Annotated in this window: 14 protein-coding genes; 6 read left to right on the top strand and 8 right to left on the bottom strand. The window is 41.9% G+C overall.

Going from position 1 to position 21031, the window contains the following annotated elements:
- Positions 1–51: 51 nt before the first annotated feature.
- The 4 genes from FTV13_RS13305 to FTV13_RS13290 all read right to left on the bottom strand — a co-directional run bounded on the left by FTV13_RS13305 (position 52) and on the right by FTV13_RS13290 (position 5275).
- A complete protein-coding gene (locus tag FTV13_RS13305) occupies positions 52–492 on the bottom strand; it encodes a Panacea domain-containing protein (RefSeq protein WP_179993366.1) in 441 nt (146 codons plus the stop codon).
- Positions 489–1283 (bottom strand): GAF domain-containing protein, encoded by a 795-nt coding sequence (locus FTV13_RS13300; protein WP_179993367.1) that lies wholly within the window; start codon positions 1281–1283, stop codon positions 489–491. The genes FTV13_RS13305 and FTV13_RS13300 overlap by 4 nt, the downstream gene beginning before the upstream one ends.
- Positions 1283–2105 (bottom strand): IS5 family transposase gene (locus tag FTV13_RS13295; protein WP_180012291.1). Its coding sequence is split into 2 segments (ribosomal slippage): positions 1283–1723 and positions 1725–2105, totalling 822 coding nucleotides; the frame shifts between segments, so codons are not numbered across the junction. The genes FTV13_RS13300 and FTV13_RS13295 overlap by 1 nt, the downstream gene beginning before the upstream one ends.
- A gap of 275 nt (positions 2106–2380) precedes the next feature.
- Complete coding sequence (locus tag FTV13_RS13290; RefSeq protein WP_179993451.1) at positions 2381–5275, bottom strand: valine--tRNA ligase; 2895 nt, start codon at positions 5273–5275, stop codon at positions 2381–2383.
- Positions 5276–5450: 175 nt separating this feature from the next.
- Here FTV13_RS13290 and FTV13_RS13285 point away from each other — a divergent pair, with 175 nt between their 5' ends.
- The 3 genes from FTV13_RS13285 (at position 5451) to FTV13_RS13275 (ending at position 8493) form a co-directional block, all read left to right on the top strand.
- Positions 5451–6146, top strand: coding sequence for a hypothetical protein (locus tag FTV13_RS13285; protein ID WP_004783051.1), 696 nt, complete (start codon positions 5451–5453; stop codon positions 6144–6146).
- Complete coding sequence (locus FTV13_RS13280; RefSeq protein ID WP_004783050.1) at positions 6146–6952, top strand: SDR family oxidoreductase; 807 nt, start codon at positions 6146–6148, stop codon at positions 6950–6952. The genes FTV13_RS13285 and FTV13_RS13280 overlap by 1 nt, the downstream gene beginning before the upstream one ends.
- A 266-nt stretch (positions 6953–7218) precedes the next feature.
- A complete protein-coding gene (locus tag FTV13_RS13275; protein ID WP_004783049.1) occupies positions 7219–8493 on the top strand; it encodes a glutaminase in 1275 nt (424 codons plus the stop codon).
- A 176-nt stretch (positions 8494–8669) separates the two neighbouring features.
- Here FTV13_RS13275 and dhaK read toward each other — a convergent pair whose 3' ends face one another.
- The gene (gene dhaK, locus FTV13_RS13270) at positions 8670–10400 is read right to left on the bottom strand and encodes a dihydroxyacetone kinase subunit DhaK (RefSeq protein WP_179993414.1); all 1731 of its coding nucleotides are present in this window, start codon (positions 10398–10400) and stop codon (positions 8670–8672) included.
- Positions 10401–10664: 264 nt separating this feature from the next.
- Here dhaK and FTV13_RS13265 point away from each other — a divergent pair, with 264 nt between their 5' ends.
- Both FTV13_RS13265 and FTV13_RS13260 read left to right on the top strand, forming a co-directional pair.
- Positions 10665–11015, top strand: a complete 351-nt coding sequence (locus tag FTV13_RS13265; protein ID WP_004783047.1) for an endonuclease domain-containing protein — start codon at positions 10665–10667, stop codon at positions 11013–11015.
- Between the two features lie 42 nt (positions 11016–11057).
- On the top strand, positions 11058–12236 hold the full coding sequence (locus FTV13_RS13260; protein ID WP_004783046.1) for a RelA/SpoT domain-containing protein: 1179 nt from the start codon (positions 11058–11060) through the stop codon (positions 12234–12236).
- Between the two features lie 167 nt (positions 12237–12403).
- Here FTV13_RS13260 and metH read toward each other — a convergent pair whose 3' ends face one another.
- Entirely contained in the window at positions 12404–16090 is a 3687-nt protein-coding gene (gene metH, locus FTV13_RS13255) for a methionine synthase (RefSeq protein ID WP_179993415.1), read from the bottom strand.
- Between the two features lie 516 nt (positions 16091–16606).
- Here metH and FTV13_RS13250 point away from each other — a divergent pair.
- Positions 16607–18226, top strand: coding sequence for an inorganic phosphate transporter (locus FTV13_RS13250; protein WP_179993416.1), 1620 nt, complete (start codon positions 16607–16609; stop codon positions 18224–18226).
- A gap of 524 nt (positions 18227–18750) precedes the next feature.
- Here the strand turns inward: FTV13_RS13250 and FTV13_RS13245 are convergent.
- Together FTV13_RS13245 and FTV13_RS13240 are read right to left on the bottom strand one after the other, a co-directional pair.
- Positions 18751–20292, bottom strand: coding sequence for a hypothetical protein (locus FTV13_RS13245; RefSeq protein ID WP_179993417.1), 1542 nt, complete (start codon positions 20290–20292; stop codon positions 18751–18753).
- Between the two features lie 167 nt (positions 20293–20459).
- Positions 20460–20978, bottom strand: coding sequence for an ABC transporter substrate-binding protein (locus FTV13_RS13240; RefSeq protein WP_257218524.1), 519 nt, complete (start codon positions 20976–20978; stop codon positions 20460–20462).
- Between the last annotated feature and the right edge of the window lie 53 nt (positions 20979–21031).

Here is a 21031-nt window from a genome sequence, read left to right as displayed (position 1 = left end):
ATTAATTCAAATGACGCTCCCTCTCCCTATGGGAGAGGTCTGGGGTGAGGGTTAACTGAAATTGGCAAAATCTAAGTGGTTGTATCTAGTAGATTGCTTTATAGGAGGGGTTGAGTATACGTAGTCAATAAAGCTTTTCCACGATAATGGCTTAGTCTCATCAATAACTTTATCCAAGATAGAGGTTGTATTTTCATCTAATCTTGGAGGTTCACCTTTATATTCAATCAGTGTTTTATCTGTTCCGTAGATTGTTCTTGTCGATACAACTCTGATTTCAGGATCCGTATAAGCAGCATCGATAACATCAGTTACATAAGGTCCAAAATTATCAAAATACCAATTAATATTAGAAATTTGTTCTTTATTTACCTGATAATTTTCCCAATCAGCTAAATAGATCATTTTTGTTAAACGTGCTTTAGATAACTCTTGAGCATGAGGGTATTTGCTGCAAAAGTATTTGATTAAATCAGTTAGAGAGTTAGTCATTCTACAACCTCCCTTTGACATGCATTTATAGTTTTTTCATAGTGTATAAGGAATTGTCTGAATAGAGTATGATATTCATCGGTTAGCGTACCATCTTCATCAAAATCCCATTGCTCTTTAGTAGATTCAACAACCATTACACCGATTAGCTCAAAATTATCCCTATGAATAGGTATGGCAATCAAGCTTCTACTTTTCATTGTAAAACTTTTAATTTCTGCTTCAGTAAAATTTTGTTTGACAGTTTCTTTTATATAAGGAGCATCATTTTTAGGTAGATGTTTCAGAATACGTCTGTTTAGCCTCCAGCACTCTCCTATAACACCTTGCTCAATCGAGAATTCTTTACGATGAACTTCAGCAAATCTTGAGTCTAAAGAATAACGTGCAGCCAAAATAAAGTGACCATTAGTTTTAAGATATAAACTAACTCTTTCTCTAGAAGTCAGACCAAATTTCGTAAAAATATAAGCTATAAATTTACTACCTATTTCAAATGAGGTTGTTAAATTACTATTTTTTAATTCATCAATAGCTTCCTCTGCTTCATTTAATTGATTTTTAATTTCGGATGCCGCTCTATTGCTCTGTGTTAATTCGATTGTTAGTCGCTCAATTTCTGTTTCTTGACTATGTGATTGACGGGTAATTTTTTTAGTAATGAAATATGAAATAATAAAAAAGAATAAAATTACATAAAAGGAAACTGACGATAAAATATCAACAATATATTGAATTAAATCAGAAAATTCTTCATCTTTATTAAATAATAGATCTCTTGCGAAAGTCATTATTGCAAGTTCATCCGGTTTACCAGTGCAGCGATTAAGTTAATGCGTAAACCGAATCTTTTCCGTCTATTTCGATAGCGTTCACTTAGTATTCTAAATCTTTTCAATTGACTGTTAATGTGTTCGATTACAACTCGTATTTTTCCAATCATTTTATTGTAATTTGTCTCAGCATCAAATAAGGGTAAATTCTTCTTTTTCTTTATTGGCATCAATAATTTAAAGCCATCTTGCTCTAACCCATAGTACCCTAAATCGGTCATAACATAGTCACAATGTTTGAATTTCTTAACTGTTTTTCTTGCCAATTTAATATCATGCTGACTGCCAGACGATATATCTACTCCTATGATTTGTTTGCTCTTCGGATGATAGATCACTTGGGCTTTTAACGTATGTTTCTTCTTTTTACCACTGTAGAACTTACTCTGATTTTTTTTTCGGGCGTTCTATTAAACATTCTGTCGCATCAATAATTACCCAGTTAAATTGTTCGTCTGCTGTGGTAATGCTTCGTTTTGGCAGGGTAAAACGTCTTGATTTCATTAATGCATCTTCAACCTTTTTAATAGTTCGATTCACATTACTTTCAGCGATATGGTAATTTGCCGCCAATTCCAATTGGGTGTTGTAGCTCCGTAAGTAATTGAGTGTTAATAATAATTGATCCTCTATAGCTAAAGTATGAGGACGCCCTAATTTCTTTTTAAGTGATTCTGCTTCTTTTAAAACTTCGACCATTTCACTAAAAACTGCTCGAGGTACACCAACCAAGCGCTGGAATTCAGAATCTGAAAAACGATTTAATTTCTGATATTTCATGAAATCTATATTGAGGCAGTTTTTACTTTCGCAAGAGGTCTAATGATGACCACAATTTTATTATATTATCTTTTAGATGAGTAAAACCGGATAGAAAAAAGATACTTAAAATAAAGAAAAATAGGGCTTCATAGTTTTTGTAAATATGATGGTAATTACTTTCAAAATATTTAATTTTTTTAACTAACCAACTTTCGCTTTTAGTATTCATAAAAATAATAAAGGGCTGAATAATCAGCCCTTTATACTACAAATTAGATCAAACTAACAACACATTAAAGCGCCGCAATTTGCTCCATATTCGCTTTAATCTTCGCTAACTGATCAGCAAACTCAGCAAGTTTTACTTTCTCGCCTTCAACCACAGCAGCAGGGGCTTTTGCCACAAAACCTTCATTGCTAAGTTTAGTTGCAATTTGGTCATGCTGCTTTTGAACCTTGTCTAAGTCTTTTTGTAAACGACCCAATTCCGCTTTCGGGTCAATTAAACCCTTCATTGGAACAAATACAGACACATGGCCGACTACAGAAGAAGAAGACAATGGTGGTTGTTCACCATCCGCCAAGAAGGTAATGCTCTCAACTTTCGCCAATGCTTTAAACAACGGCTCAATACGAGAAATTTGTGCTTTTTCTGCTTCAGTGGTGTTCTGTAAAAGTACAGGTAATAAACGTGCATTACCTAGACCCATCTCACCACGGATATTACGTACCGCACCGATCAAACCTTGTAGCCATTGCATGTCTGCTTCAGCCTGTTCGTTGATCTTCGCTTCATCTGCAACAGGGTACTGAGCCAGCATGATGGTTTCGCCAGCGATACCAAGTTTAGGCGCAAGCGTTTGCCAGATTTCTTCAGTCAGATACGGCATGATTGGGTGAGCAAGACGTAAAGACGCTTCCATCACAGCCAATAATACGCGACGAACTTCAGCTTTACGCTCTTCAGATACGTTTTCATCATTCAGAACCGGTTTGGTCAGCTCGACATACCAGTCACAGTATTCATTCCAGATAAATTCGTAGATCGCTTGAGCAGCAAGATCAAGACGGTAAGTCGCGAATGCTTGCTGAACCGCTTGTTCTGCTTTTTGCAGACGGCTTACGATCCATTGTTCAGGCAATTCCCACAGATCAGGACGTGCAGTTTGACCAACGGTTTGACCTTCCACGTTCATCATCACGAAACGTGTACCGTTCCAGATTTTGTTGGCGAAGTTACGGTAACCTTCAACACGTTTCATGTCGAACTTGATGTCACGGCCAGTGTTGGCAAGTGCACAGAATGTGAAACGAACCGCGTCAGTACCGTAAGCCTGAATACCTTCTGGGAATTCTTTACGGGTTGATTTTTCAATCTTCGCTGCCTGTTTAGGGTTCATCAGACCGAAAGTACGTTTTTGTACCAAGGTTTCCAGATCAACACCATCAATCAGGTCTAATGGATCAAGTACGTTACCCTTAGATTTAGACATTTTCTGACCTTCGCCATCACGTACCAGACCATGTACATACACAGTTTTGAATGGTACTTGTGGTGTGCCATCTTCATTTTTCATGAAGTGCATGGTCATCATGATCATCCGGGCAACCCAGAAGAAAATGATGTCGAAACCAGTGACAAGAACATCAGTCGGGTGGAAAGTATTCAAGAAATAGTTTTCTTTATCTTTCGCTTCGTCGCCAGTCCAGCCTAATGTTGAGAATGTCCACAAACCAGAAGAGAACCAGGTATCCAGTACATCTTCGTCCTGTTTCAATTCAACTTCAGGTGCAATACCGTGTTTCGCACGAACTTCTTCTTCATTGCGACCTACAAATACATTGCCTTCAGCATCGTACCAAGCCGGAATACGGTGACCCCACCACAATTGACGCGAGATACACCAGTCCTGAATGTTGTTCATCCATGACATGTACATGTTGCTGTACTGCTCAGGAACGAACTTGATGCGGCCATCTTTAACCGCTTCAATAGCAGGTTCAGCCAGTGGCGCAATTTTCACATACCATTGGTCTGTTAGAAGTGGCTCAACGATCACGCCTGAACGGTCACCGCGCGGTGGTTTCAGGGTATAAGGTTGGATTTGATCTAACCAGCCTTCAGCTTCCGCTTGCTCAACCAGTTTCTTACGTGCTTCAAAACGTTCTAAACCAATGTAGTCTGCTGGTGCAGGGATGGTTTTAGAAATCTGTTCGCCGGCTTTCGCAATGTACTCAAACTCAGCCAGAACTTCAGCATTTTTGTTGAAGATGTTGATTAGTGCCAGACCACAGCGTTTACCCACTTCATAGTCATTGAAGTCGTGCGCAGGCGTAATTTTCACACAGCCTGTACCGAATTCTTTTTCTACATATTCGTCAGCAACAATGGCAACGGTACGGCCAGTAATAGGCAAAACGATATTTTTACCGACAAGATGTGCATAACGCTCATCTTCAGGGTTGACCGCAACCGCAGTATCACCGAGTAATGTTTCTGGACGAGTGGTTGCAACGACAATATGGTCTTTGCCATCTTGAGTGCGAAGCGATTTATCTTCAAAGAAATATTTGAAGTGCCACAATGAGCTTTGTTCTTCTTTATCAGATTCTACTTCAAGGTCAGACAGGGCGGTTTGCAGTTTAGGGTCCCAGTTCACCAGACGTTTGCCGCGGTAAATCAGGCCTTCTTCATGCAGTTTCACGAATACTTCTTTAACCGCGTTGGATAAACCTTCATCCATGGTGAAGCGTTCACGTGACCAGTCTACTGAAGAACCCAAACGACGGATTTGACGGGTAATGTTACCGCCAGACTGTTCTTTCCATTCCCAGACTTTTTCGATGAACTTCTCACGCCCCAAATCATGACGACTTACGCCTTGAGCACCTAACTGACGCTCAACAACCATCTGAGTTGCGATCCCCGCATGGTCAGTACCTGGCTGCCATAAGGTATTTTTGCCTGACATACGGTTATAACGAGTCAAGGCATCCATGATGGCATTGTTAAAACCATGACCCATGTGCAAGCTACCAGTGACGTTTGGCGGCGGAATCATGATACAGAATGATTCACCTTTTTGAGACGGCTTGAAGTAACCGCGCTCTTCCCAGGTTTGGTACCATTTTTTCTCGATCTCGGTCGGATCGTAGGTCGTAGCAATATTTTGCGCTGAATCAGTCATAGTCTAAACAGATCAAAAGTGGATAAAAAATTGCATCTATTGTAGCAAAAAAATCAAGGCATGCGGCAGCTTAACCAAAAGCAAACTTTCGCCAATTGGCAGTTGCCTGAACTCAACGTATGATAGATTGATAAAAACGCGACTCATCGCAGACGATTAAAAAAAGGATAACAAGATGAGCTATAGCATTTCTCTCAAGATTCACCCCGATACCCATCAACGCTTTAAAGACCTGCATTCCCGATTTAATGCCGGTGAGCAGGAAAGCCTGGCCAAACTGCTCGGTGAAAATCTGGCCGATATTGCCTGTGAAATTATTGACCAGATTTTTGGCCGTGTGGTGCAGCTCTCAAGCTCCCCAGATCAGGAATCTGAAAAAGTCATTCAACAGATTTTAGAAACGACTCGCAAATATATGCCATGGTCAGTTTCGTTTTTTGGTAATGACCGACTGATTCCTATGGTGAACTATCTGTACAAAATGACCCATGAAAATGAGGACGGATATTTTGTTCGCTATCCGGTAGAACGCATGCTGATCACGGAACTGCTGGGCTGTGTGGAGCAAATGAAAGGTGGCAATAATCAGTATGTATCACCAGCATTGAAAGCTTTTATTCAGGTAGTGGATCAGGGTGTGACGCATCTGGTGCGTGAACCGAAAAAGATGCTGAAATTTAATGTGGTAGTCGATAAAACATTGAATGGTGTGATTCACCTGACTACACAACTGGGTTATAAACGTTTTGATAAACTTGGTAGCCTCTATGATGCGGATACCATGAGTTATTATTTTGAGCAGTTGTTGGCATTTCTGGAAGATGAAATACCGCCAGGAACATATTCATATAAAGAAGGTGACAGGATTTAATGGCAAAACTAGAAAATTTACAGGGAAAAGTAGTCTGGATTACCGGAGCATCTTCAGGAATTGGTAAGGCACTGGCTGAAGAATGTGCTGCACAAGGTGCACAGATAGTATTGACCGCGCGACGTTTGGAAGAACTGGAAAAAGTCCGTTCAGGACTGGTAAATCCTGATCAGCACATCTCAGTCGTAGCTGATATTACTGATGAAAGTCAGGTACGCACGGCTTATGAACAGGTGCTGAGTGAGAAAGGCCGCATTGACTGGCTGATCAATAATGCCGGACTCAGCCAGCGTGCCCTGATTCAGGAAACCACCATGCAGACTGAACGCGCCATTATGGAAGTCGATTATTTCTCTCAGGTGTTTTTTACCAAAACAGTTTTACCAACGTTTTTAAAACAGAAATCTGGCCGGATTGTCTTTATTTCCAGTGTGGCCGGTCTACTTGGAACTCAATATCGGGCGTCTTATTCAGCAGCCAAAGGCGCGATTCATATGTGGGCCAACAGCCTGCGTGCTGAAATGGCAGATCAGGGTATTCAGGTATCCGTGATTTTCCCGGGCTTTATTAAAACCAATGTGTCTTTTAATGCCTTAAATGGGGAAGGTAAACCTCAGGCCAAGCAGGATGAAGCAATTGAAAACGGTCTGGAGCCGGCTGATTTTGCCCGTCAGACTGTAGAAGCGTTGAAACGTGGTGAAGAATATATTGTGGTGGGTGGCTCTAAAGAAAAACTGGGTGTTTTAGTTTCACGTCTATCGCCAAAGGTGTTGTATAAGATGATTCGCAAAACTAAGGTGAAATAATCTGCTTGCAAGATCAAGCTGGTTGTCATCGGTTACAGGTTTATTGCTCCATAGAAATAGACCTGTAATCTGAAAATAATGTGCTCATCTTTTTTATTTCTTTTTTTTAAGATTTCTTATCTTATCCAATTAAGTCATCTATTTTTACTATCCCTTTTGTCCATATCCCATTTTCACAACATAAAACTGCATAAAAGTAGCAAAACCGCCGTCAGTATTCAGTTTTAATAAAAATGATATAAAAGATTGAGATGGGAGCATTTGCCATGAAAACGCCGGTACCGGATTATTTGAATCATGTGCTTTCTGCTTGCCATGACAATAAAAAAGGCGCGCTGGCAGATTACATTCCTGAACTCGCGTCGGTTAATCCTGACAAGCTCGGACTTGCGCTATCGACCGTAGATGGAACCATCTATTCTGCCGGGGATGATGACGTTGAATTTACCATGCAGTCTCTTTCCAAGCCTTTTGCCTATGCGCTGGCAATCAAGGAGCTAGGGCTAAAACAGGTACTGGAAAAAGTAGGTGTGGAACCTTCGGGAGAGGCCTTTAACCAGATTTCGTTGGAAAAAGAACGCAATATTCCCAAAAACCCGATGATTAATTCTGGCGCGATTACTACACATTCCCTGATTCCTGCCAAGAAAACGGTATCACGTGCTGAACAGTTACGCCGTTTTCTTAGTGGACTGGCAGGACGGGAATTGTCTTTTGATGAGCAAGTTTATAATTCGGAAATTAAAACAGCTTTTCGTAACATGTCGATTGGTTACATGCTGCGTACTGTTGGTGTGCTAGACGAAGATCCTAAAGAAATCGTGCATGGCTATATTAAGCAGTGCGCAATTAAGGTCACCGTCAAAGATCTAGCCGTGATCACCAGTATATTGGCCAATGGTGGTGTGCATCCCAAGACAGGGAAACGTATGCTGGATCGGGCTTTAGTCCGGCAATTGCTCAGTGTCATGCTGACCTGCGGTATGTACGATGCTGCAGGTGACTGGTTGACTACAGTCGGTATTCCAGCCAAGAGTGGCGTGGCAGGTGGCATTATTGGAGTACTGCCAGGGCAAGTGGGGATTGCAGTATTTTCACCAAAGATTGATGAGCATGGTAACAGTGTGCGTGGTGTCAGAATCTTTGAAAATCTGTCGCACGATATGGGACTGCATCTCATGGAAGGTACGCCGTCAGCACAGACCATTCTGCAAAGTCGTTACACAGTGGGGAAAAAGAATAACGTCGTGGTGTATGAACTGCGTGGCGTGTTGCAATTTACCGAGTCTGAAATGCTGCTACGAATCTTGCAGGATGAACCGGAAGGTAAAAGTACCATTATTCTCGATTTAACCAATCTCACTCTCATGCATGATGTCGGTGCCCGAATGCTGTTTGAAGGCGTGGATCGTTTAAAACAGGATGGGCATAAAGTATTGGTTGTAGACTCAGAAGGTTTGCTGGATAAAGATCAGTTGAAGGGTAGAAAAAGGGTGGTGGTGACGGAGGAGTTGGAGAAGTTTTTGGAAAAGTATGAATAACCTCTCCCTTGCGCAGCAGTGCTGCTTGTATCTTGATTGATATAGTGATTAGCTACCACTATACGCAAATTGTAGAGTTTGGAGTGCTGCTTTAAAGGAAGCGCAAGAGAGGATTGGAGTAAGAATATAAATAAAAAGCCCCGAAAAATTTCGAGGCTTTTTTACATCATATAATCTTATTTAATATGCTCAGCAATATCAGTAAAGATCACACCTAAACCATGCGCACCAGCATCTGGATAACCCAGACTACGATCACCCACAGTTCCTGCGCGACCCATACGAGCCACGATGTCTTTGGTTGATTCCGCACCTTGAACTGCTGCTTGCGCACCTAGAACAAAGTTTTCTTTAAAGGTCTTGTCAGTATTCGCTGACCAAGAATCTGCACATGGAACCAGAGCATCAATCAGGGTTTTGTCACCCACGACTGCACCACGGCCAAATGAACGTTCGCCTGTAATCTGAATGCCTTTAACAGCAGCTTGTAGTATGTCAGCAAAATCTGCCACGGTTAACGTGTTTTTACCTTTAATCGATTTGCTTGCTGCACGGAAAGCAGAACCCCAGATTGGACCAGATGCACCGCCACAATGTTCCATGATGATCATTGAACAATTGAGTAAGAAGTCATCCATCTGTTCAGCTTGAACCAGTTCATGCCATTGACGTTTCAGTTGTTTAAAGCCTTTAGCCACACTCATCCCGAAGTCACCGTCACCTGCATGGGCATCCAGCTCACAGAAAGGCACTTCATTTTTAATGATACAGGCACTCATCACATCCACCACATAGCGCATGTTTTCAATGGTGAATTGTTCATTGGCAATCACAGCATGTTCAGGATGTGTTTCAACATCTGTATTTACTGTGCGTACAGCAGCTTGGTCTTTGGCAGCAAACTCAAATGGCAGTGCAGGTGAACCATCCATTTTAAATGCGGGGGTATTGGCTTCTGCATCCAGATAAGTTTTCAGTTCATCATCCACAGCTAGTAGCGAAACTGATGCACCTGCCATGTCGATACTGGTCATGTAGTTGCCGACAAAGGTACGGTAAATTTTGATGCCTTTACTTGCCAGATGTTCACATACATCATTATTGAACACATACAATTCTTGCAGTGGTGTTGTACCAAAGCCATTTACTAGAACTGCAACTTCAGTCAGGTTTGGACGATCCAGAAATAGGTCATCGACAATGCGCTGAGCTAGTTCTTTAGAAGGCAGAATCTTTTCACGACGGATCCCCGGTTCACCGTGGATACCGACGCCGTATTCCATTTCATCATCAGCTAAAGTAAATGTTGGTGTGCCTTTAGCTGGAACGGTACAAGAGGTATAGGCAAAACCAAGGCTAATCACGTTATGCGCAGCTTTTTGAGCCAGCTCTTTCACGCGAGCAAGTTCATACCCTTTAGAGGCAGCAGCACCGGCAATCTTATGCACGAAGATTGTACCAGCAACACCACGACGACCAACTGTATATAGGCTGTCTTTTACTGCGATGTCATCTGCGACTTTTACGTAATCAACCTTGATGCCATCTTCAGTTGCTAATGCAGCGGCATTCTGGAAATTCATCATATCGCCAGAATAGTTTTTGATAATCATCAGGACACCTTTGTCCGTCGCGACTTGCTGCAAGGCTTTATAGACCTGAATTTGTGAAGGTGAGGCAAATACGTCACCACATACAGCAGCATCTAGCATACCTTGGCCAACAAAGCCGGCATGAGCAGGTTCGTGACCGCTACCACCACCACTGATCAGGGCGACATTTTGGTGTTTTTCTTTTCGGGAAATGATTTTATAAGATTCATTAAATGCCAGTTCTGGATGTGCCAGGACAAAGCCTTTGCACATTTCGACAACGATGTTTTCAGCACCGTTCATGAGTTTCTTCATTGGAACACCAATAGTCATTGATTTGCGAGATAATTTTATTGGTCTATTATTCATGAAAGTGATGATTTTTGCAGACTTAAAAGTGTAAAAACGAACAGTCGAGGATTGATGGGTGAGAAAAGGGGCGCATATTTGATAAATTAAATCCCTCCCAACCTCCCTTTAATAAAGGGAGGAGCTGTCACGTAATTTATTTGTTTACATGGAGTCCCCCCTCTTTGGAAAAGAGGGGTTAGGGGAGATTAAAAATAAAAGAGAATAAAAATGAAGCCCTATAATAAAAACTTAAAACAAGCTTCGCGTGATTTACGCAACAACCTGACAGATGCTGAAAAGCTGTTATGGTCACGACTTCGTAATAAGCAAATTCTAGGTTTACAGTTTTATCGGCAAAAGCCAATTTTGAATTACATCGTAGATTTTTACTGTCCTGCTGCCAATTTGGTGATTGAATGTGATGGTAGCCAGCACTTTACTGATGATGGTTTGGAAGCAGATCGGATTCGGGATGAAGCTTTGGCTCAACTTGGGTTGAAAGTATTGAGGTTTGATAATGGGCAGGTTTTGAAAGAGTTGGATGCAGTACTAAACTTGATTATTCAAAATTTGAATTAATAAATATATAATTTAAAAATATTACAAAAGAAATAAATTTAGATGAATTATTCAAATAATCAAGTAGAAAAAGCTGGTGAAGATTTAAAGAAACTTGCGAATGATAAGAGTCATAAGCTAAAAGTGGATACATTGAAAATATTAACTTTTTGGAGGGATAGTCATGTTGTTGCATTAGACAATGCGGAAAAAACAGTAAAAGCTGTTATGAATTCTTCATATAGAAATGTATTTATTGCTAGAAGAATTAAAAGAGCTGATTCAATAATTCGCAAGCTTTCTAGATTTAGTAGGATGAGTCTAAAAAACATGCAGGATATTGGCGGAATTCGGGTAGTCCTAAAAAATATTAAAGATGTAAATAGGGTACTTTCAAAACTAAAAAAACACTCAGACTTTTGTGGAGAAAGTGGAGAGGTACGTTTTAAAAATTATTTAGAAAATCCTAAGCCAGATGGTTATAGAGGAATACATGTTATTGGGAAATTTAAAAATTCAGAAAATATTTTAAGAAGTGTTGAAGTCCAACTTCGCACGCAATTGCAACATAGTTGGGCAACAAGTATAGAGATAGTAGATATATTTAGTAATAATAATTTGAAATTTACGAATGGTCTTGATGAGTGGGCTAGATTTTTCAAACTAGTAAGTAGTCAATTTCATTATATAGAATCTTTGGATTCATTCGCTAAAAATAGCCAAAAAGATCTAATAGAAGAGTATTTAACTAAAGCATTAAAAAATCAAAATATTGCAAATGAATGTATAGAAATAGCTGAATTATTTAATCAAGTTCTGAGTAATCATATAACTATCGAATATAGTTTTAGAAGTTTTGCAGACTCGATAAAATTTATTCATGGAGAACTATCTAAGAAGTCAGTCCAACAGGGATTTTATTTATTAAGGCTTAATTTACGAACTAAGTCAGTTCAACATGAATTTTTTGAAAAAAAAGAACATTCAAAAGCTTCAGAACAATACACTTTATATGAATCAACTTTACAGGCAAATCCTGATTGGATTGTAGCGTTGGTGTCTTCTGATGCTGTTGATGGCATTAAACAAGCTTATCCGAACTATTTTGCTGATTCTGAAGTATTTATTTCATATGTAAAGTTAATAGAAAATGTTGCTAGGGTTGTTTATAAACAAAGATTAGTGGCTTCTAGAATGAAAAGTTTTTTAGGTGATAAAAAATCCCTCCCAACCTCCCTTTAAAAAGGGAGGAGCTGTTATGTAATTAAATTAAAACGTGAAATTCCCCTCTTTGAAAAAGAGGGGTTAGGGGAGATTTAAAAAACAAAAAAATCCCCTCACTCGAGGGGATTTTTTATATTCGATACGAATCGATTCCTCCCCCTTTGAAAAAGGGGGATCGAGGGGGATTAAACCACTGAATCATCCAGATTTGGCGCTAACCAGCGTTTTGCTTCATCCAGTGTCCAGCCCTTACGTTTTGCATAATCTTCCAGCTGATCGCCAGAGATTTTGCCTACGTTAAAGTATTCAGTTTCAGGGTTCGCATAGTAGAAACCACTGACTGATGAAGGTGGCCACATTGCAAAGCTAGAAGTTAGGTAAGTACCCATCTTCTCAGTCGTACCTAACCAGTCAAAGAGTGGCGCTTTTTCAGAATGTTCAGGACAAGCAGGGTAGCCCGGCGCAGGACGGATGCCGACATACTTCTCTTTGATCAATTCATCATTATCCAGAGTTTCGTCAGCCTGATAGCCCCAGAACTCTTTACGGATGCGCTGGTGCAGATGCTCTGCAAAGGCTTCCGCAAAACGGTCACCCAAGGCTTGAACCATAATCGCATTATAGTCATCACCTTTGGCTTTATATTCCTGAGACAGCTCTTCCGCACCGAAGATTGAAACGGTAAAGCCACCCAGATAATCCTGAGCCACATCTTTAGGCGCAATAAAGTCAGCCAATGAGTAGTTCGCTTTACCGGTCACTTTGTCAGACTGCTGACGCAAGTGCTCGAAAGTATGCGTTACATTGCCAGCTTCATCAGTCACTGCAACCGTATCTGAACCGGTACGATTCGCAGGGTAGATACTGAAAGTTGCACGCGCATCGAAACGTTTATTTTCAATGATGTCTTTCAACATCGCCTGTGCTTGTGCATACAGGTCACGTGCGGCTTCACCCACGACTTCATCTTCAAGGATTTTCGGGAATTTGCCCGCAAGACTCCAAGAAATAAAGAACGGTGTCCAGTCAAAGTATTCCACCAAGGTTTCTAAAGGATAGTTGGTGAAAGTTTGTGAACCGATGAAGTTTGGTTTAAATGGTGCATTCTTATCGAAGTCGATTTTAAAACCATTTTCAACCGATTCAGCATAAGACAGTTTCGCTGCTTTCGGTTGCTTGTTGGCAAGACGGATACGAATTTTTTCATAATCCGCTGCATAGTCTGCTGCCAGTTTTGGCTTCATTTCGGCAGAAAGCAATTGAGTCGCCACACCTACAGCACGAGAAGCATCAGCCGTGTAGTACACGCCATCATTCTGGTATTGCGGAGCAATCTTCACTGCAGTATGCGCTTTAGAAGTCGTTGCGCCACCAATCATCAATGGAATGTTAAAACCTTTACGCTGCATTTCTTTAGCAACGAAGACCATTTCATCTAGAGAAGGGGTGATCAGACCAGACAAACCGATGATGTCAACTTTCTCATCAATCGCAGTTTGCAGAATCTTTTCACATGGCACCATCACACCAAGATCAACCACGTCATAACCGTTACAGCCCAGTACCACGCCTACGATATTCTTACCGATGTCATGTACGTCGCCTTTTACGGTCGCCATCAGGATTTTACCTTTGGCTTCACCTTGGGTTTTTTCCGCTTCGATGTACGGGTTCAGCCATGCCACAGCTTGTTTCATGACACGTGCAGATTTCACCACCTGTGGCAGGAACATTTTACCAGCACCGAACAAGTCACCAACGACGTTCATACCCGCCATCAATGGGCCTTCGATTACGTCGAGTGGACGAACAGCTTTCAGGCGAGCTTCTTCAGTATCCTGGTCGATGTAAGTGGTAATACCTTTAACCAGTGCATATTCAAGACGCTTTTCAACGCTTTCATTACGCCATTCAAGGTTTTCTTCCGCTTTTTGTGCACCACCTTGACCACGGTATTTTTCAGCTATTTCCAGCAATTTTTCAGTTGCTTCATTACCGCTTTCACCCTGATTACGGTTCAGAATTACATCTTCAACCGCATCTTTCAGGTCTTTGTCGATGTCATCGTAAATTGCTAGCTGACCAGCATTCACAATACCCATGGTTAAACCTTGCTGAATACCGTAGTACAGGAATACCGCATGGATCGCTTCACGTACCGGCTCATTACCACGGAATGAGAACGATACGTTGGAGATACCACCAGAAATCATCGCATTTGGCAGGTTCTGTTTAATCCAGCCAGTGGCTTCGATGAAATCTACAGCATAATTGTTGTGTTCTTCGATACCGGTTGCAACAGCGAATACGTTCGGGTCAAAGATAATGTCTTCAGACGGGAAGCCAACTTCATTCACCAGCACGTCATAAGAACGCTTACAGATTTGTTTTTTACGTTCAGCTGTATCTGCCTGACCATTCTCATCGAATGCCATCACAATCACCGCTGCACCGTACTGACGGCAGAGGCGGGCACGTTCTACAAACTCGTCATAACCTTCTTTCAGGGAAATCGAGTTAACAACCGCTTTACCTTGGACGCATTTCAGACCAGCTTCAATGATTTCCCATTTTGATGAGTCAATCATGATTGGCACACGAGAAATATCAGGTTCAGATGCCACCAGATTCAGGAAGTGCACCATCGCACCTTCTGAATCGAGCATGCCTTCATCCATGTTGATGTCGATGATCTGTGCACCGGCTTCAACCTGTTGACGGGCAACATCTAGTGCTTCAGCGAAGTTTTCTTCTTTGATCAGACGCAGGAATTTTTTCGAACCGGTGACGTTGGTACGTTCACCGACGTTCACGAATAGTGAATCTTTAGTAATGTTAAATGGCTCTAAACCACTTAAACGACATGCTGGTTCAATTTCAGGGACCTGACGCGGAGCAATACCCTCAACTGCTTGAGCAATCGCGCGGATGTGATCGGGAGTGGTACCACAACAACCACCGGTGATGTTGATTAGACCACTTTCAGCAAATTCTTTAATGAAAGCTGCAGTTTCTTCTGGAGTTTCATCATAACCACCGAAGGCATTTGGCAAGCCGGCATTAGGGTGGGCAGATACAAAAGTATCTGCCACATCAGACACGGTTTTTACGTGTGGACGCATGGCATCTGCACCCAGGGCACAGTTGAAACCAATTGAGATTGGTTCTGCATGACGCATTGAGTTCCAGAACGCTTCCGCAGTTTGACCCGTTAATGTACGGCCAGATGCATCAGTAATCGTACCTGAAATCATGATTGGCAATTCAGTGCCCAGTTCTTTAAACACTTCTTTCACTGCAAAGATGGCAGCTTTGGCATTTAAAGTATCAAATACGGTTTCGATCAGGATGATATCGACGCCACCTTCAATCAAGGCCTTGGTTGATTCGATGTAATTCACTTTCAATTCGTCAAAAGTGATATTACGGAAGGCAGGGTCATTTACATTTGGAGAAATCGACGTAGTACGTGATGTCGGCCCAATCACACCTGCCACAAAACGTGGTTTTTCAGGCGTTGAGTATTTTGCACAGGCTTCTTTGGCAAGACGCGCCGCTTCACGGTTGATCTCAGGAACCAGATCTTCCATGTGATAGTCAGACATTGAAACACGGGTGCCGTTAAAGGTATTGGTTTCAATAATATCGGCACCGGCTTCAAGATATGCTTCGTGAATGCCTTGAATAATCTGTGGCTGAGTCAGCACAAGTAAGTCGTTATTGCCTTTAAGGTCGTATGCCCAATCAGCAAAACGCTCACCACGATAATCGGCTTCTTCCAATTTATGGCGTTGGATCATGGTACCCATCGCACCATCGATAATTAAAATTCTCTTGGCAAGAAGTTCTTTTAGGGTGGCAAGTGTGGACATTCAAACTTTCTCAGTAAGCATCAAAAACGGCAATAATCTTAACAGATTAGTGCGCAGTTTTCTGTAACGCTTATACAGAATGCTGGATATGCTTGATATGAAAATTTGATAAAGAAACTCAAGCCGGTATAGAAAGCTGAAAACAGATGGAAATCTGGAAATTAAAGTTTCTGATAAAAGGGTACGACTGGAAAATAAAATGTAAGCAGCTTTCATCAGAGTGTCATATTACAAAGCTAATCTTTAGCCAAATATGACAGGCTCGGAAATATGACAGCCGGGTAAGAATGATCAGATATATTGCAAAACATGAATAAAGCTGGGCGATTCAAGCGTTTTATTTTTAATAAATAATTGATTATATTTGTATATTTTTAAAATTTAGAGCAGGTGGTTACAGGATAAACGGCAACGAGAAAGTCTAAAAAACTGGTTTATATGACAGCACTTTGTCATATAATTGTCACAATTTAACTGAACAATATGGGGATTCTTGAATCCTCTATTCCTGCTTGCATGAATTCTAATCAAACTCCCTTAGGTTCAGCACAACAGTCGCCTTCTGATAAGCCGGCCAATGTTCATGTGCCCACACCGAAATTTTTTATGCCGGTGTTTCTGACTCTAATTATCTCCACGCTGATCTATATCGGCTTCCAATTGACTTCAGATTTAGCTCATGTCCCACCGATCGGTCTGTATTCAATGCTTCTTTTAGGCACGGCGTTATTCATTGCGCTGGGCTTCGAATTCGTCAACGGTTTCCACGACACGGCCAATGCGGTTGCGACCGTGATTTATACCAATGCATTGTCTGCACCGGTTGCAGTCATGTGGGCAGGTTTTTGTAATTTCCTTGGGGTAATGGTGGCCAGTGGTGCTGTTGCATATGGGATCATTGCATTATTGCCTGTCGAGCTGATTATGAATGTCGGCACAGGTGCCGGTTTCGCTATGGTTTTTGCCATGCTGATTGCCGCGATTCTCTGGAATTTGGGTACCTGGTTCCTTGGCATTCCCGCTTCCAGTTCACATACCCTGATCGGTTCGATTCTGGGGGTAGGTATCATGAACTACCTGTTGAATTCAGGTGGTGGTGCTTCTGGTGTGGATATGGAACAGGTGCTGAAAGTTGGTAAAGCATTGCTGTTTTCACCTTTGATCGGTTTTGCTTTTGCTGGAGTGCTATTCCTGCTGGTGAAAAAGATCTTCAGAAAGCAACTTGAACTGTTTAAGCCACCTGAAGGCAATAAGCCACCACCACCGCTGATTCGTGCCATTCTGATCTTTACCTGTACAGGTGTGAGCTTCGCGCATGGTTCAAATGACGGTCAAAAAGGTATGGGTCTGATCATGCTAATCCTGATCGGTTGTGTACCTTTGGCATATTCATTAAACAAAAATCTGGATGTAGCACATATCCAGTCTTTTGGTCAGTTGTCTGCGCAAACGGCTGATGCGATTTATCCGCAGCATGAAGATATTCCGGACGAAAAAGCACGTGCCATCATCACGACCTACATTCAAACCAAAGAATTGAATGCTGAGGTTGTTCCTGCACTGGCAAGCCTGACAGATCATTTGGGTGATAAAGTCGGTAGCTACAGCAATATTAAAGATGTCCCAGAAACACAAGTTTCAGAATTCCGTAACGACATGTACCTGAGCACCACAGCATTTAAACGTCTGGACAAAGCAGAAGCTTTACCGGCAATGAGCGAGGCTCAGGAAAAAACCGTTGATGAGTATCGAGACAACTTGGATTCATTCCTGCAATACATTCCGACCTGGGTGAAAGTGGCAACAGCCTTGGCATTGGGTTTAGGTACCATGGTGGGTTGGAAACGAATTGTCGTAACTGTCGGTGAGCGGATCGGTAAAGAGCACATGACTTATGGTCAGGGGATGTCTGCCGAACTGGTAGCCATGTCTACGATCGCTGCTGCTGATGGCTTTGGTATGCCAGTATCTACCACTCATGTCCTGAACTCTGCAGTTGCAGGTACCATGGTGGCGAACAAGTCGGGCCTAAACTTTAAAATGGTCAAATCAATTCTGTCTGCCTGGATATTTACACTGCCAGCAACGATCTGTTTATCAGGTGGTTTGTACTGGATTCTTCTGAAAGTTTTCTAAGAAGATTCGATGTAAAAAACGCTGCTTAGGCAGCGTTTTTTTATGGGTGATTTTTATATTTCCTTGTGGAAGATAGGAGTACTCCTCTTCTGCAAGAGATGAGGGATTTAAATAAAAGATGACCCCTCCCTAACCCTCACTTGCGCTGCGCTTTAAAAGCAGTGCTTTAAAGCTTGCTCAGGAGAGGGAATTTCCATTTGGAAGTTATAATAAATCACATGATAATTCCTCTCCCTATGGGACGAGTAGCGCCACTGCGCAAGGGGGAATTATTGAAACCTCTCTCTAACCCTCACTTGCGCTGTACTTTTAAAGCAATGCTTTAAAGCTTGCTCAGGAGAGGGAATCTTCTTGAAGATCCAAAAGAAGTATTAATTTCACAAAGAAAACACCCTCTCCCTATGGGATGAGTAACATTGCTACGCAAGGGGGTGAGGGTAAAGTAAAAATACTTTTTCACTAACCCATATTTGAGTATTACCTTAAAACTTGCTCTAGAGAGAGATCTATCTATTTAAGAAGAATTACTTCTTCAATTTACCTAACAATCCGTTCGGTAGTTTATCCGTTGCAAAACCATACAACGCAGCAAACGGCAATGCTGTACGTGCCAGATAAGCCACACGCCATAAACCGCCATGATTCGCGCCTGACATCATCAATTCAAGTGGGTGATTGAGTTGTACATCAGGATTTGCAACAGACTCAGAGTTGCGTAAGTCATGAATCCACAGGGCTGCCATAATCGCATTAGTGGTTTCAGGTGCAAACGCTTCTACATCAAACAGGCTGGCACCATTAAACGCAGCTTTCAGCAGTGGGTTCTTGGTCACAGAGTAAGTTGTGGTTGAAGGGGCGATATTGATGCTCACTTGCTGCCCGCTGGCACGAGCCAATGTTGCACGCCATTGCTGGATGCGTTTAGCCAGTGCATAGTTCGGACCTTGCTCAATGACCAGACAGTCACAAACACCATAAGACTTATCGCCAACCTTAAACAGATCCTGCTTATTTTTCTGGAAAAAATGCTTGCGTGAGATCAGTGAAATGCCTTTGGTTAAAGTACTTTCCAATTTCGACAACTGCTGGTATTTGCTTTGTGAAGCCTGAACGACTTCTTCTGGAACTGCATATACATCCGTCGGGGTGCACATATACATCAGGCTGGTATTGGCTTTCTGCTTGCTGACATATTTCATAATGGCATCCATCGCCATGGAAACACGTACGTGCTTTTCACCGTCCAGATAAGCAATCGCCGCGAGATCCAGATCCTGTTTGAACTGAATCAGCCATTGGGCAATTTCAGGAATCTGAGTGAGCAGGTTAGCCCCCAGTTTTTCTTTTAAAACTTCCAGTGAAGTATCAGCAGGAAGCGCTTCAACTGATGGTGCATATAAAGTGGCGTTGCCTTGACTTACTGTATCTAAAATCTTGCCCCAGACACGAGTATTCGGCAGGTCAATCGCGACAATATTGGCTTTCCATTTCGACAACCAGGTTAGTGGACCTGCTTCAGAAGCGGCTCCAAATAGAACAGTGGTACGATCGGATAGGTCAAACCATTCCGGATGGGCAATACATTCACGCAGTGCATTGGCATGACTCGGTTCGACGATACCATGCTCTTCCCAAGACTGGATCTGATCCAGTAATGCTTGTCCTTGCAGTTTTTTGCCATGATAGGGCACATACCATTCTGGGGCTTTTTCAGACTGGCCTTTCAGCTGGAAAGTATTCAGGTTCTGCGCTGGTAAAGACATGACATCTTTCAGTAGATGCTTCTGGCCATCACGGTAAAACTCAAAGCTGGCATGTGCAGTTTCTAGACCTTGCTTGGCAATACTTAGTGCTGCACCTGCGGAGCGTAATCCATCTTCAACCAGATGTTTAAAGTGTACTGGATATTGCTTACGCCAGTTCTTTTCCTGCTGTGCTGCAGTAGCATGTACAGGATCGACTGCGGCTAAGGCTTCAGAAATAATGTTACGGCCGATTTTCGATGTGCTTGGTTTTTGTTGTGAAGCAGAAATGGGAAATTGAAGACCGTCTAGGGAAGTGGACATGCAAAATATCTCGCAACTTACAGCAATTAATATACAGATGTATACATTATCGCTGCTAAGTTGCTTCCTGGGTTGGCATTAAATTCCAGTCTTGGGTCTTAATTTATTACTAGATGTTTCAAATAAAAAGGAAGCTTGAAGCTTCCTTTTTAGTAATGGGTTAAAAATTAATTCGCTGTGCCTTTAATGAGTTCTTCCAGCATGAAAGCGGTATTGTCCAAACCTGCACCAGTGATGTACCAGGCATCAGCATTCACATAGATCACTTTTTTCTCTGCCAAGGCTTTGGCATTTTTTAGGGCAAGGTGTTTCTGAATATTATCCTGAGCGGTATATTTCTGGGTATTCACTGCACCACGATCCAGGATAATGATGTAATCCGGATTCTTCTCAACGGCTGCTGTAATACGCTGAACATTTTTCTCCGCTGCTTTCAATGCTTCCGGAGAGCCGGCTTCTGGACGGGGTGCATTAGACTGTTCAGATGGATCCAAGACTGGTTTAAAACCTGCTAATTCATAAACAAAGCCAAAACGGTCATTTTCTGCATGTGGCATAAAGTTTTCACCAACCGCAAACAACATCAGTGCAGTTTTGTCTTCAGTTTGCTTTTTAACCCGAATCGCGGATAAAAAATTGACTTGAAAAATAAGAGGACTAGAGCCATCAGTTGAGTTACCACACAAAACTTAAAACTCTAGTCCCGATGTTTAATAGTACCGAATTATTTTGCGTAATT

The sequence above is a fragment of the Acinetobacter sp. YH12235 genome (assembly GCF_013417705.1).
Taxonomy (GTDB): Bacteria; Pseudomonadota; Gammaproteobacteria; order Pseudomonadales; family Moraxellaceae; genus Acinetobacter.
Note: the sequence above shows the minus strand (reverse complement) of the source record. Positions and strands in the feature narration are given on the sequence as shown.

Bases quoted from the DNA above. Each gene is read 5' to 3' on its own strand.
- FTV13_RS13305 (WP_179993366.1), bottom strand. From the start codon at position 492: ATGACTAACTCTCTAACTGATTTAATCAAATACTTTTGCAGCAAATAC.
- FTV13_RS13300 (WP_179993367.1), bottom strand. From the start codon at position 1,283: ATGACTTTCGCAAGAGATCTATTATTTAATAAAGATGAAGAATTTTCT.
- FTV13_RS13290 (WP_179993451.1), bottom strand. From the start codon at position 5,275: ATGACTGATTCAGCGCAAAATATTGCTACGACCTACGATCCGACCGAG.
- FTV13_RS13285 (WP_004783051.1), top strand. From the start codon at position 5,451: ATGAGCTATAGCATTTCTCTCAAGATTCACCCCGATACCCATCAACGC.
- FTV13_RS13280 (WP_004783050.1), top strand. From the start codon at position 6,146: ATGGCAAAACTAGAAAATTTACAGGGAAAAGTAGTCTGGATTACCGGA.
- FTV13_RS13275 (WP_004783049.1), top strand. From the start codon at position 7,219: ATGAAAACGCCGGTACCGGATTATTTGAATCATGTGCTTTCTGCTTGC.
- dhaK (WP_179993414.1), bottom strand. From the start codon at position 10,400: ATGAAGAAACTCATGAACGGTGCTGAAAACATCGTTGTCGAAATGTGC.
- FTV13_RS13265 (WP_004783047.1), top strand. From the start codon at position 10,665: ATGAAGCCCTATAATAAAAACTTAAAACAAGCTTCGCGTGATTTACGC.
- FTV13_RS13260 (WP_004783046.1), top strand. From the start codon at position 11,058: ATGAATTATTCAAATAATCAAGTAGAAAAAGCTGGTGAAGATTTAAAG.
- metH (WP_179993415.1), bottom strand. From the start codon at position 16,090: ATGTCCACACTTGCCACCCTAAAAGAACTTCTTGCCAAGAGAATTTTA.
- FTV13_RS13250 (WP_179993416.1), top strand. From the start codon at position 16,607: ATGAATTCTAATCAAACTCCCTTAGGTTCAGCACAACAGTCGCCTTCT.
- FTV13_RS13245 (WP_179993417.1), bottom strand. From the start codon at position 20,292: ATGTCCACTTCCCTAGACGGTCTTCAATTTCCCATTTCTGCTTCACAA.